General features: G+C 57.7%; 12 protein-coding genes. 7 read left to right on the forward strand and 5 right to left on the reverse strand.

Features of this window, described 5'->3' with window-relative positions; all coding sequences use genetic code 11:
* The 4 genes from OGX86_RS03075 to OGX86_RS03090 form a co-directional block, all read left to right on the forward strand.
* On the forward strand, positions 1-421 hold a 421-nt coding region (locus OGX86_RS03075; RefSeq protein ID WP_286639289.1), incomplete at its 5' end, for a hypothetical protein.
* A 72-nt stretch (positions 422-493) separates the two neighbouring features.
* Complete coding sequence (locus tag OGX86_RS03080; RefSeq protein ID WP_396349907.1) at positions 494-754, forward strand: hypothetical protein; 261 nt, start codon at positions 494-496, stop codon at positions 752-754.
* The gene (locus OGX86_RS03085) at positions 751-1,071 is read left to right on the forward strand and encodes a DUF5375 domain-containing protein (protein WP_286639291.1); all 321 of its coding nucleotides are present in this window, start codon (positions 751-753) and stop codon (positions 1,069-1,071) included. Before OGX86_RS03080 ends, OGX86_RS03085 begins: the two co-directional genes overlap by 4 nt.
* A gap of 11 nt (positions 1,072-1,082) precedes the next feature.
* Positions 1,083-3,416 (forward strand): primase-helicase zinc-binding domain-containing protein, encoded by a 2,334-nt coding sequence (locus OGX86_RS03090; RefSeq protein WP_286639293.1) that lies wholly within the window; start codon positions 1,083-1,085, stop codon positions 3,414-3,416.
* Between the two features lie 374 nt (positions 3,417-3,790).
* On the opposite strand, the gene OGX86_RS03095 is transcribed toward OGX86_RS03090, so the two are convergent.
* The 5 genes from OGX86_RS03095 to OGX86_RS03115 all read right to left on the reverse strand — a co-directional run bounded on the left by OGX86_RS03095 (position 3,791) and on the right by OGX86_RS03115 (position 8,698).
* Complete coding sequence (locus tag OGX86_RS03095) at positions 3,791-4,663, reverse strand: phosphorothioated DNA-binding restriction endonuclease (RefSeq protein WP_128317677.1); 873 nt, start codon at positions 4,661-4,663, stop codon at positions 3,791-3,793.
* A 499-nt stretch (positions 4,664-5,162) separates the two neighbouring features.
* A complete protein-coding gene (locus OGX86_RS03100) occupies positions 5,163-6,419 on the reverse strand; it encodes an NAD(P)/FAD-dependent oxidoreductase (RefSeq protein WP_128317721.1) in 1,257 nt (418 codons plus the stop codon).
* A complete protein-coding gene (locus OGX86_RS03105; RefSeq protein ID WP_048227173.1) occupies positions 6,406-6,660 on the reverse strand; it encodes a (2Fe-2S)-binding protein in 255 nt (84 codons plus the stop codon). Before OGX86_RS03105 ends, OGX86_RS03100 begins: the two co-directional genes overlap by 14 nt.
* A complete protein-coding gene (locus OGX86_RS03110; RefSeq protein ID WP_128317722.1) occupies positions 6,657-7,760 on the reverse strand; it encodes an NAD(P)/FAD-dependent oxidoreductase in 1,104 nt (367 codons plus the stop codon). Before OGX86_RS03110 ends, OGX86_RS03105 begins: the two co-directional genes overlap by 4 nt.
* Positions 7,757-8,698 carry a 4-hydroxyproline epimerase gene (locus tag OGX86_RS03115; protein ID WP_286639295.1) on the reverse strand — a complete coding sequence of 314 codons (942 nt, stop codon included), beginning with the start codon at positions 8,696-8,698 and terminating at the stop codon, positions 7,757-7,759. The genes OGX86_RS03110 and OGX86_RS03115 overlap by 4 nt, the downstream gene beginning before the upstream one ends.
* A 308-nt stretch (positions 8,699-9,006) precedes the next feature.
* Here OGX86_RS03115 and OGX86_RS03120 point away from each other — a divergent pair, with 308 nt between their 5' ends.
* From OGX86_RS03120 to OGX86_RS03130, 3 genes are all read left to right on the forward strand, one after another.
* Positions 9,007-9,822, forward strand: a complete 816-nt coding sequence (locus tag OGX86_RS03120; protein WP_008786078.1) for an AraC family transcriptional regulator — start codon at positions 9,007-9,009, stop codon at positions 9,820-9,822.
* Between the two features lie 138 nt (positions 9,823-9,960).
* Positions 9,961-10,881 carry a dihydrodipicolinate synthase family protein gene (locus OGX86_RS03125; RefSeq protein WP_003830108.1) on the forward strand — a complete coding sequence of 307 codons (921 nt, stop codon included), beginning with the start codon at positions 9,961-9,963 and terminating at the stop codon, positions 10,879-10,881.
* 14 nt (positions 10,882-10,895) lie between these two features.
* Positions 10,896-12,503: an aldehyde dehydrogenase (NADP(+)) gene (locus tag OGX86_RS03130; RefSeq protein ID WP_128317725.1), complete on the forward strand. Its 1,608-nt coding sequence runs from the start codon at positions 10,896-10,898 to the stop codon at positions 12,501-12,503.
* The last annotated feature ends 1 nt before the right edge of the window (position 12,504 follow it).

The following is a 12,504-nucleotide window of genomic DNA, read 5'->3' on the forward strand; positions in this document are numbered from 1 at the left end:
ATATCGCTGTACAGGATTTCCTGATGTGGTGGTGTCGGGCGTGCTGGCCGACGGTATTCCGTGGGATATGCCGTACCGCTGTCCGGAGCTGGTCTGGAATCCGTACCGGCGCACCTACACCATCCTCATTCGTATTATTGCCGGTGGCCGCATGGCAGAAATTCCGCTCAGTCGTTTTTTGCGGGACTTTACCTGTGAGCATCCCGATGTATTTAAGCGCAACCCTGAAAACCGCCACGCCGTATTACGCGAAATAGCGGCCGACCCGGCATTACAGCAATACCGGGCGCGGAATATCGATAACTATCCTGACGATATTCCCCCGGTTAAACGTCCGGCGCCGGTGGCGCATAAATGGCGGAATAATTTCAGGCCGGAAACGGAAATAAAACCGGATAACAGCTACCGCCATTATCTGTAATTAAAAACGACACCCAAAAAATAAAATGTGCGTATCTGCGCAGGGATACGCACGTCCTCAGGAGACGACATAATGCCTGTTAACAGTACGGAACGGCCGCAGAATATAAACCAGCCCACCATCAGCCGGGCAGACCTCGAATGCCTCGAACATATGCGCAACGTCGGCCAGCTCGTCGGCGACCTGATGCAGGTGCAGGGCTGTACCACCGTGCGCCACAATCCGGCGCAGCAGTTGCAGCTCACCTCGGTGATTTACCTCATGACTGCCCGGCTCGACGGCGTGGTCGACCGCTGTAATCAGCACTGGCTGACCGGGGAGGGCAATGTATGAAAACCGCATTATCTCCCGTTCTGCGCGCTGCACTTTACCGCCGCGCGGTCGCCTGTGCCTGGCTGACCCTGTGCGAACGTCAGCACCGCTACCCGCAGCTCACGCTCGGTACGCTGGAAAGCGCCATTGCGACCGAGCTGGAGGGCTTCTATCTGCGCCAGCATGGCGAGGAAAAAGGCCGTCAGATTGCCTGTGCCCTGCTTGAAGATTTAATGGAAGCCGGACCACTGAAAGCCGCGCCGTCGCTGTCCTTTCTCGGGCTGGCCGTGATGGATGAACTCTGCGCCCGTCATATCACCGCACCGGCACTGCACTGAGGGAAAGCACCATGAAAATGAACGTAACGGACACCGTGAAACAGGCGTGCGGCCACTGGCCGCGCATTCTCCCGGCGCTGGGGGTAACGGTCATCAAAAACCGTCATCAGGCCTGTCCGGTGTGTGGCGGCTCCGACCGCTTTCGCTTTGATGATAAAGAGGGGCGCGGGACGTGGTTCTGCAATCAGTGCGGCGCGGGTGACGGGCTTAAGCTGGTAGAAAAAGTGTTTGGCGTGACCCCGTCAGAGGCCGCCGGGAAGGTGAATGCCGTGACCGGCAACCTGCCGCCGGTTTCCCCGGCGGTGACTGCGACCGCAGACGCTGAAACAGAGGCCGACCGCAAAGTGGCGGCCGCGCTGGCCGTCAGGCTCATGGAGAAAGCCCGCCCGGCCACCGGCAACGCCTACCTCACCCGCAAGGGCTTCCCCGGCCGGGAATGTCTGACGCTCGCCACCCTGCATAAAACCGGCGGTGTGACGTACCGCGCCGGTGATGTGGTTGTCCCGCTGTATGACGATAGCGGCGCACTGGTTAACGTCCAGCTCATTAATGCGGACGGTCTCAAACGCACCCTGAAGGGCGGTCAGGTTAAAGGGGCATGTCATGTCATCGAAGGGAAAAAACAGGCCGGAAAACGCCTGTGGATTGCAGAGGGTTATGCGACCGCACTCACCGTGCATCACCTGACCGGGGAAACCGTCATGGTGGCGCTGTCCTCCGTGAACCTCCTTTCTCTGGCTAGCCTTGCCCGTCACACATATCCGGCCTGCCGGATTGTCATTGCCGCCGACCGTGACCTTAACGGCGACGGCCAGACCAAAGCGTCTGCGGCCGCAGAGTCCTGCGAGGGCGTGGTCGCCCTGCCGCCGGTGTTCGGTGACTGGAATGATGCGTATACACAGCACGGCGGGGAGGCCACGCGTAAAGCCATGTATGACGCCATCCGGCCACCGGCTGAAAGCCCTTTCTCTACCATGAGCGAGGCGGAATTTACCGCCATGAGCACCAGTGAGAAAGCCATGCGGGTGCATGAACATTACGGCGAAGCACTGGCCGTGGATGCGAACGGCCAGCTCCTGTCCCGCTATGAGGCGGGAATCTGGAAAATCATCCCGCCGTCGGACTTTGCGCGCGACGTGGCCGGGCTGTTCCAGCGCCTGCGCGCCCCGTTTTCGTCGGGGAAAATTGCCTCGGTGGTCGACACCCTGAAACTGATTATTCCGCAGCAGGACGCCCCGCCACGGCGGCTGATTGGCTTTCGCAACGGCGTGCTCGATACCAAAAGCGGCGTATTCAGCCCGCACAGCAAAACGCACTGGCTGCGCACCCTGTGCGACGTGGATTTCACCCCGCCGGTGGAGGGGGAAACGCTGGAGACGCACGCGCCGAATTTCTGGCGCTGGCTCGACCGCGCCGCCGGTTCGCGCGCCGATAAACGGGATGTGATACTCGCCGCGCTGTTTATGGTGCTGGCGAACCGTTACGACTGGCAGCTCTTCCTCGAAGTGACCGGTCCCGGCGGCAGCGGGAAAAGTATTCTGGCCGAAATAGCGACGATGCTCGCCGGGGAAGATAACGCCACGTCGGCCACCATCGAGACGCTGGAGTCGCCCCGCGAACGTGCGGCGCTGATTGGCTTCTCGCTGATACGTCTGCCTGACCAGGAGAAATGGAGCGGTGACGGGGCAGGACTCAAGGCCATCACCGGCGGCGATGCGGTCTCCGTCGACCCGAAATACCGCGATGCGTACTCCACCCATATTCCGGCGGTGATACTGGCCGTAAACAACAATCCGATGCGCTTCACCGACCGCAGCGGCGGGGTGTCGCGTCGCCGGGTGATTATGCACTTCCCGGAACAGATTGCCCCGGAAGAGCGTGACCCGAAGCTGAAAGATAAAATCGCCCGGGAGCTGGCCGTCATCGTGCGCCAGCTCATGCAGACGTTCAGCGACCCGATGACCGCGCGTACACTGCTCCAGTCGCAGCAGAATTCCGACGAGGCGCTCAGCATCAAACGCGACGCCGACCCGACATTTGATTTTTGTGGCTATCTGGAGGCGCTGCCCGAACCTGACGGTATGTACATGGGGAATGCGAATATCATCCCGCGACAGCCGCGCCTGTACCTGTATCACGCCTATCTGGTTTACATGGAGGCGCACGGCTACAAGAACACACTCAGCCTGACCATGTTCGGCAAAGGGCTGTCATCGATGCTGAAAGAGTACGGGCTGAATTACGCCAGACGACGAACAAATCAGGGGATGCAGACGAACCTTGCGCTCAGGGAAGAAAGCAACGCCGACTGGCTGCCCCGGTGCGATGAAACCACCGCGACATAACCTACCCGGACCGGCATCAGCCGGTCTTTTTTTACCTGAAATCCCGGAAAGTGAACAGTAAAGTGTTCACTGTTCACCGACTATTCACTGCGTATGCCATTGAAAAAAACACAAATAATGGCGAGTGAACAGTGTGAACAGTTTTCCGTAAAAAAAGTTTTTTTTAGGTTCTTCATTCTTCCGGTTTGGATCCGTAGCACGGATCCAAACCGGAGATCATGTTTTGAAGTTATTAATCTTTCTTATCAATGTGTTGTCGTTTGAAGGGGGTTAAAAAATGATGGGGGCACAAATGGGGGCACTTTAATGAGTTTCGGTAAATAAATTCTTTATATTTAACATGTTAAGTGGTGATTTGAGTCCGGCCTTCGCACTCACCTTCTAAACACCTCCTTCCTGTGCCACTCCACAAAACCTTCTTTTGGATAATTCTCGCGCATCATCGGCAGCGCTATCGATTTACCGTCGAAATCCCAGAACAGTCTGCCCACCATACCGCTGCCATTCACTGCGGGCGACACTTGAACTCGCATACTCTCATCCAGCCCAATCGAACCTTTATCAAAGGCTTTATGATGAATTGCACACAGCGCCAGGCCGTTTGAAATCTCGCACGGGCCGCCGTGCTGTTTCCATTTGATATGGGCGGCTTCCAGGGCAACCGAAGTTCTGTCGTGGCGCATATTGAAGCCACAAATGGCGCATTCATAGTTATAGGCACGCAGAACCTGCTGGCGGAACAACGGGTCCCGCTGTTTGCGGATTTGCAGGATATCAAACCCCAGTTCATCCGCGATCTCTTCCTGGATGCTTTCGGTGAAGTGAGCCTCGAGGATCTGCTGGGCCAGGGCGTTAATGAGGTTGTTGCTCTTTTTCAGCAGGGCAAAATGTTGTTCATCAAAGCCTCCGGCAACGTTATGCGTCACCAGTTCTCCGGCGGGGGGCTGTTTGCTGCTGCCGGATGTTGAGCAATGCTCGGCGTTTTGTAGTTCCCAGAACCCATCTCCCTGTAAGCGCCAGAAGGGCATATCGGGGCGGTACTGCGCGCGCTGTGGCCCAAATCGCTCCAGCAGGCTATGCAACGAGTCGCGAACTTCCGACCCGTAGTCAAACAGGCGACCGTGACCCTGCTGATACCCCGCCAGCACGTGAAGCAGCAGTAGGGGCTTGTGCGGCGCGCGTTGTTCGCCTTTACGCCAGATGGTGATGTCAGCAATTGCCTGTTGCAGGGATTTACTGGAAGTCATTGATTTCATTTTCGGGTAAATAATTGCGATGATGCTCGCAAAATATCACTTAATCAAGCGTTGCTGTGTCTATTACGGCCAACACTAAAAATAATATTCATTATCGAATTCGCAGATTAAATAAAAAACTTTTTTCGCCATATTATTTTTTAGTTATTCATGCTTATTCATAGGGGGTGGTATAAGAATAAACCTTGCTTTAGTAAGTGTTATTTTTCTAACTATACGAAAAGAAAAGATTATTTCCTGGGGTGTTATGCTGGTTTCTGCTTGTTAATAAAAGCAATATCGGTAATTTGAAGTGTTGGGTTTATCATATTTTAAATATGCATTACATTCCCTTTATATTTTTGAATGTTTGGCAGAAATAGGATGCTCGGTTCCCAATACACAGAGCGAAATAGATATGGGTGAAGATAAAAATTATTCCCTTTGACGAAACGGTCTACGGATACACCACATTAAAAAAGGCGCCAGTGGGCGCCTTTATACCTGACCATCAGCCCTCTGGCTTTGCGAGATGGATAAGCGTGTCGACACGCGCGGGGGAGAGCGGTTCGCGCGGCTGCGGCAGCGGCCAGCCGTACAGCCAGCGGGCGCTGGTGGCGCAGACTTTCCCCTGACAGGCTCCCATTCCACAGCGTGAGGCGAGCTTTGCCGTTTGCCAGCTTTCGGCGTTTTGCACGTCGCCACAACGAATATCCTCACAACGGCAGAGTAGCGTATCCGCGGTGGTCGCGGCTTTTAGCGACTCCGGCAGCGCAAACGTCGTATGCAACGCCTGGGCAAAATGCTGCCAGCGGGCGCGCGCGGAGATGGCGGTTTGGGCCTTTTGCGGACAATTTGCGGCGGCGTAGCCGGCAATTTCTCCCTCGGCTAACGCCAGCTCGCTGCCGCCAAAGCCGGTGCATTCTCCTGCCGCATAGATATCCTGCACGCTGGTGCGTTGCGCCGCGTCGACCCAAATAGCCTGATTTTCTGTTTTGCAGCCAAAGATTGCGGCAGGTTCTATATTCGGTACCAGCCCATAGCCAATGGCCAGCCTGTCGCAGATGATCTCCCGGGTTTGCCCCTGGTGGCGCACGGTCACTGACTGCAGACAGGTATCACCCTGCGCTTGGATGACCTGGCTTGCCGGATGATAGCGGGCTGGAAAGAGCTCGCCGAACTGACGCAATTTTTCAGGCCAGCGCCATAGCCCGGTTGCGAAACGGGCCAGTGCGCTCATCGGGGCCTGTTCGATGATGGCGACAATATTCCCGCCAGCGCGTTTCACTGTACTGGCGACCGCCAGCAGAAGAGGACCGCTGCCTGCAATGACCACGCGTTCCCCCTTGAGCTGCAGACCGTGTTTTATCTGCGCCTGCAGGCCTCCAGCCCCCGTCACATTGGGTAGCGTCCAGCCGGGAAAAGGCAGCGAGAGTTCTCTGGCGCCGCAGCATAAAATCAGCCGCAGCCAGCGGATTTCGCCGCAGTCGCCTGCGGTTTCGAAGACTACGGAATGTGGGTCGGGGCGGGCAATTAGCCGGGCACCGCTCAGCAGCGTAATGTGGGGATGTTCCGCCACCGCCTGACGAAGCCGTCTGGCGTCCCGGGGGAGTGAGACCTGCGGCCCGTCGCGCCAGATTTGCCCGCCGGGGCGAGGGTTGTCATCAAGGATTATCACTGATTTTCCACAGCGTGCGGCAGCCAGTGCCGCCGACAATCCGGCAGGCCCTGCGCCAAGGATCAGGATCTCACAGTCAACGCTTTGCATGATGGCTCCTTTCAATCACCATTTCGGGCTGGCATTCCGTCTGGCAGGCCAGTACCCGGTGCCCGTTCACCGTGACGCGGCACTCCTGACAAACTCCCATTCCGCAGAAGGGCGCGCGCAGTTGACCACTCACCGAACGACGGGTCACGCCGTTGCCCACCAGGACCAGTGCTGCTGCAATACTCATTCCGACGGGAACCTCACAGGTCTGGCCGTCGATAATTACGTTCAGGGTTGTCATGCGATGGCCTCCTGCTTGTGCAGGCGAGCGGGGAGCCAGGCATCCGGGGACACCGCCGGGCGCTCGCCAAGGATCTGGGCGCAAAGTAACTCGGCGGTTGCTGGCGCGGTTGTGACGCCCAGTCCTTCATGTCCCAGCGCCAGCCAGATACCCGGACGCGCAGGATGTGGGCCAATCAGCGGGTTGCCGTCAGCCGATGCCGCGCGAAAACCGCTCCAGCAACGGATGATATTTAGCGTCTCCAGAGAGGGTAAAAAATGGCGCGCGCGCGCCAGCATCTGTGCCAACAGGGGGAGATCAACCTCGCGGTCGGTGTTATCAAACTGGCGGGAGGAGCCAATCAGCAACTGTCCGGTGGGGCGTGGCTGAATGTTAAATGCCACTGAGGTGCCGCCTGCATGGGCGCTGGCACCGTATCCCAACTCTACCAGCTGGTGGCTGAGCAAGGGGCCGTAGCGGTCGGTGATCGCCAACTGACCTTTTTTGGGTCTGAGCCAGTTTTCACCCAGCAGCGTGTTGGCCCCCAGACCGCTGGCGATGACGATGGCGCGTGCGCGCAGTCGTTTGCCGCTGTGTAGAGTGACGTAAGGGGCATCAACAGAGAGGGCGCTATCCCGAAGGTGCGTTAAATCGGCATCGTTAATAAACCAGCGGGCGACGTTTGGGGCGTAAACTATCCCGTCGCCGGGGACCCACAGCCCGCCAGCGAGCCCGGCGGTGAGCAGCGGTTCGCGTGCGGCAAGCCGATCGCGGGTCTGCATTTCGCTGACAACCTGGTATTGTGCCATTCGTTGTTTTTTTTCTTCTGCCAGCGCAAGCTCTTGCGGCGTTTCCGCCAGCCACAGCGTGCCGCATCCGCGCCAGGCACAGCTTTCCGGCATCCGGGGCGTCAGTTTGCGCCAGCTTGCCAGAGACCAGGCGGAGAGTGCGAGCTCCGCAGGAGCGTCATCCATGCACACCAGGTGACCCATACCCGCCGCCGTCGCGCCCGCATTGCCGTCATCGACCAGCGTGACTCGCTGCCCGCGAGCGGCCAGTTGCCAGGCGCAGGCGGCCCCGATAATCCCGGCACCGATAACGATGACGTCACTTTCGATCACAGCGAGATCCCCCAGCAGAACGGATCTTCAGGATTGAGGATCAGCTTGTTATCACCACAGACCCATGCCTCTCCGCGGATCGTCGGAACGATCTTGTCGCCATGCGGCACGAAATGCGCCGTAAATTCGCTGCCGATGATGCTCGCCTGCCGCCAGGATTCTCCGGATTTGAGTTTTCCGTCCTCTGCCAGACAGGCCAGCTTAGCGCTGGTGCCGGTGCCGCAGGGCGATCGATCCCAGGCTTTTCCGGGGCAGAGTACAAAGCTGCGGCTGTCCGCGCGATCATCTTCAGCAAACAGTTCGATGTGATCGATAATGCCGTCATGTTCTCCACGAATGCCTGCACGATCTAACCCTTCACGGATTGCCCATGCGTACTCCGTCAATTCAGGGATCTTTTCCGGCGAGACCGCGAACGGATGATCGTTGACAAGGAAGAACCAGTTGCCGCCCCAGGCGATATCACCCGTTACCGTACCGTGGACGGTTTCAACCTGTACCTGCTTACGCCAGCGGTAGGCCGGTACGTTTTCGACCGAGACGCTGCCGTCTTCGTGCAGCGTGGCGGTCACATTGCCCACCGGCGTTTCAATCAGATGTTTACCGGGTTGAATGCGCCCAAGCCATGCCAGCGAGGCAATCAGCCCGATGGTGCCGTGACCGCACATGTTCAGAAAGCCGCAGTTGTTAAAGAAGATGACTCCCGCCGTGGCCTGCGGCGAAACTGGCTCACAGAGCAATGCACCGACCAGAACGTCGTTACCGCGCGGCTCAAGAATAATGGCTTTACGCCAGTCGTCGTAGTCGCGGGAAAAACGCTCCCGACGCTCGCTCATGTTCCCCGTTCCCAGATCCGGAAAGCCGTCGATGACCAGGCGAGTGGGTTCACCGCCGGTGTGAGAATCAATCACTCTCAGTTTACTGTACTGTGCTGTCATAGGATCTCCGGGAAGTTAATGTTTTGTTGCTAAATGCTGACGCAAGCCTTGCGTCCCGGCTTGATCGCTTTCGTCACCGCAAATGACGAAATCAGCATAATGACCGCTGTCATCGTTAAGGCATTATCATATTTATTTATTATTAATCATTTTGTTAGTGACGTGGTAAACCAAAATAGGCAACTGCGCCAGTGGCTGGAAAAGGGGAAATTATAAATCTACGGCAGGATCGCAAAACACAGTAAGGATGCTTGCTAGGTTAACAAAAAGTTAATAAATATTCAGATCACTAATCGGGAGGAAGCGTGATGTCCTGTGTGATTAATGATGTGCGGGCCCCGTCGCCGGTGCCTGAAGTGGCTGAACTTAGCCAGATATGTGAGGGGTTGGCGCGTCAGCGTCCGGACAATATCCAGACGTTGCTCCATGCGATGGCATTGATTGCGCCGCTGCTCAATGCCATTCCGAATGTGGTTTTTTTTATCAAAGATGTGCAGGCCCGCTATTTAATGGTCAATATGACCCTGGCACGACGCTGCGGGTTTAAGACGGTGGTTTCTCTGTTGGGTAAAACCTCTGCTGATGTTTTCCCTTCAGCGCTTGGGCTGGGCTATACCGAGCAGGATATGCGGGTGCTGCGCGAAGGGGTAACGCTGCGCGATCAGCTGGAAATGCATCTCTACAACGGTCGTGAACGCGGCTGGTGTTTGACCCAGAAGCTGGCGCTGCGGGATGCGCAGGGCCAGGTCATCGGTATGGCGGGGATTTCACACGATCTGCAGGAAGCGCAGGCGCGTCACCCGGCGTGGCAGCGGCTGGCGATCGTCGACGATCATATCCGCAACCATTATCACCGTCCCATCGCGATGGAAGAGCTAACTGCCCTGAGCGGCATGTCGGTGGCGCAAATTGAGCGCTACTGTAAGCGTATTTTTCATCTCACGCCGCGCCAGATGATCCACAAAGTTCGGCTGGAAAAAGCCACCGAACTGCTGGCGGGCGATACGCCGATTACCGATATTGCGTTGCAGTGCGGTTATACCGATCACAGCGCGTTTAGCCGCCAGTTTAAGGCGATGACGGGCTCTACGCCGCGTGATTTTCGCATTACGCTTGCCGGGTAAGACACACTCACTGTGCTAATTTCGTCATCAAAGAGGAAGAAAACCACCAAGCAGTCGGTCGCCTGAAACGTCAATCTGTCAGTGAATATTCACCATTCATTCACTTTAAATTAACAAATTGACGACAAGGAACCGAACATGAGCAAGAAAGCCATTCACTGGAGCGGTGTATTCCCGGCAGTCAGCACCCAGTTTCGTAGCGATTATTCCCTGGATCTGGATGCCACCCATACGGTGATGAAAAACCTGGTCAAGGATGGTGTTTCTGGCCTGGTGGTGTGCGGCAGCGTGGGGGAGAACACCTCTCTGACAACGCAGGAAAAGCTGCAGATCATCGAAGTAGCGAAAGATGCTGCGGGCGGTCAGATCCCGGTCATTGCGGGGGTGGCCGAATTCACCACCGCGTTTGCACAGAAGATGGCGAAAGAGGCAGAGCGCGTGGGCGTCGACGGTATTATGGTGATGCCTGCGCTGGTGTATTCCTCAAAACCGCATGAAACAGCGGCCCACTTCCGCAGTGTGGCTACGGCTACCGACCTGCCTATCATGGTGTACAACAACCCGCCGATTTACAAAAACGACGTGACGCCAGATATCCTGGCGACGCTTGCCGACTGCGACAACATCGTCTGCTTCAAAGACTCCTCCGGCGATACCCGCCGTTTTATCGACCTGCGCAACTCCGTTGGCGACCGCTTTGTACTGTTCGCTGGGCTGGATGATGTGGTGGTCGAGAGCATTGCCGTTGGGGCGGAAGGCTGGATCTCCGGAATGTCGAACGCCTTCCCGCGTGAAGGGGAGACGTTGTTCCGCCTGGCGAAACAACAGCGTTATGAGGAAGCGATGGCGCTTTACCGCTGGTTTATGCCGTTGCTGCATCTGGATGCGCGCCCGGATCTGGTGCAGTGCATCAAGCTCTGTGAAGAATTGCTGGGGCGTGGCAGCGCCATTACCCGTCCACCGCGTCTGGCGCTGGAAGGGGATACCCGTGCGCAAGTGGTGGCGATTGTTGAGAAGGCGCTGGCGACCCGTCCACAGCTGCCGGATGTCGGCCTTTAAGTAAAGGAGTGATGATGACGCTACCTCTCTCTGTTTCGGGTCAGCAGTTTATCGCCGGACGTCGCGTGGCAAGTGGTGAGGCGACGCTGCCAAGCCTGCGTGCCGCTGACGGCAAGCTGACCGGATACCATTTTTACCCGGCCTCTCGTGAGGAGGCCGCCGCCGCGGCGGAGGCGGCTGACCAGGCGTTTCCTGTCTATTCACAGACAGCGCCGGACGTGCGTGCCCGCTTTCTCGACACCCTTGCCGACGAGCTGGATTTGCTCGGCGAGGATTTTTTCGCCATAGCCCACCAGGAAACGGCACTGCCGCTGGCGCGGTTACAGGGAGAGCGCACCCGTACCAGTAATCAGCTGCGCATGTTTGCCGGGGTGCTGCGTCGGGGCGATGCCTTTGGCGTTCGCATTGATACCGCACTCCCTGACCGCCAGCCGCTGCCGCGCCCGGATCTGCGTCAGTATCTGACCGCGCTTGGCCCGGTGGCGGTGTTCGGGGCCAGCAATTTTCCGCTGGCCTTTTCTACGGCAGGGGGCGATACCGCATCCGCGCTGGCGGCGGGATGTCCGGTGGTGGTGAAAGCCCATCCCGGACATATGGCGACGGCGGAATTGACTGCCCAGGCGATTGTGCGTGCGGTCGCGGCATCTGGCCTGCCTGCGGGCGTTTTTAACATGATTTTCGGCACCGATATTGGCGCGGATCTGGTTCGCCATCCGGCGATTCAGGCGGTGGGTTTTACCGGTTCGCTGCGCGGCGGTAAGGCGCTCTGGCAGCTGGCGCAGCAGCGTCCGCAGCCGATCCCCGTCTTTGCGGAAATGTCGGCCATTAACCCGCTGATTATTCTGCCGCAGGTCGTCGCCACGCGGGCAGAAACGCTGGCCAATGAGCTGGTGTCCTCTTTCACTTTGGGATGTGGGCAGTTTTGTACCAAGCCGGGGCTGATCCTTGTCTTACGCGGCGAGGGTATGTCCCGCTTCACGCAGGCGCTGAAGGTCGCGGTTGACCAGGCACCGGCACAGATCATGCTGAATGCCCCGACGCTTGCCCATTATGAAGAGGGTGTCAGCGCGCTTGAGGCACATCCGCATATTCAGCGCTTGGCAGGGTCTGATGAATCGGTTATCGGCCGCGCGCAGGCCCGGTTGTATCAGGCTCCGGCTTCGCTGCTGCTGGCACAGGATCCACTGCTACAGCAAGAAGTGTTTGGCCCGCTGGCGGTATTGGTCGAGGTGGCCGATGAGGCGGAGTTGCAGTCCATTTTGCGCGTGATTCCGGGCCAACTGACGGCTACTGTGCACGCCGAATCTGATGATGGGCCGCTGGCACAGCGCCTGCTGCCAGCCCTCACTGAAAAAGCGGGACGCGTTTTGTTTAACGGTTATCCGACCGGTGTCGAGGTTTGTGATGCCATGGTGCACGGTGGTCCGTGGCCTGCCACCACCGATGCTCGCGGTACCTCGGTAGGGACGCAATCCATCGACCGTTTTTTACGCCCGGTATGCCTGCAAAATGTGCCTGCCGCGCTGCTTCCGCCTGCTGTCCAGGATGACAACCCTCTGAACCTGCTGCGCCTGATTAACGGGCAGTGGACCCGGGAAGCCATTTCCCCCTCTGTTGACTGAA

Source organism: Citrobacter sp. Cpo040, assembly GCF_030332915.1.
Taxonomy (GTDB): Bacteria; Pseudomonadota; Gammaproteobacteria; order Enterobacterales; family Enterobacteriaceae; genus Citrobacter; species Citrobacter portucalensis.

Bases quoted from the DNA above. Each gene is read 5' to 3' on its own strand.
- OGX86_RS03125 (WP_003830108.1), top strand. From the start codon at position 9,961: ATGAGCAAGAAAGCCATTCACTGGAGCGGTGTATTCCCGGCAGTCAGC.
- OGX86_RS03130 (WP_128317725.1), top strand. From the start codon at position 10,896: ATGACGCTACCTCTCTCTGTTTCGGGTCAGCAGTTTATCGCCGGACGT.
- OGX86_RS03095 (WP_128317677.1), bottom strand. From the start codon at position 4,663: ATGACTTCCAGTAAATCCCTGCAACAGGCAATTGCTGACATCACCATC.
- OGX86_RS03085 (WP_286639291.1), top strand. From the start codon at position 751: ATGAAAACCGCATTATCTCCCGTTCTGCGCGCTGCACTTTACCGCCGC.
- OGX86_RS03105 (WP_048227173.1), bottom strand. From the start codon at position 6,660: ATGACAACCCTGAACGTAATTATCGACGGCCAGACCTGTGAGGTTCCC.
- OGX86_RS03120 (WP_008786078.1), top strand. From the start codon at position 9,007: ATGTCCTGTGTGATTAATGATGTGCGGGCCCCGTCGCCGGTGCCTGAA.
- OGX86_RS03115 (WP_286639295.1), bottom strand. From the start codon at position 8,698: ATGACAGCACAGTACAGTAAACTGAGAGTGATTGATTCTCACACCGGC.
- OGX86_RS03090 (WP_286639293.1), top strand. From the start codon at position 1,083: ATGAAAATGAACGTAACGGACACCGTGAAACAGGCGTGCGGCCACTGG.
- OGX86_RS03080 (WP_396349907.1), top strand. From the start codon at position 494: ATGCCTGTTAACAGTACGGAACGGCCGCAGAATATAAACCAGCCCACC.
- OGX86_RS03100 (WP_128317721.1), bottom strand. From the start codon at position 6,419: ATGCAAAGCGTTGACTGTGAGATCCTGATCCTTGGCGCAGGGCCTGCC.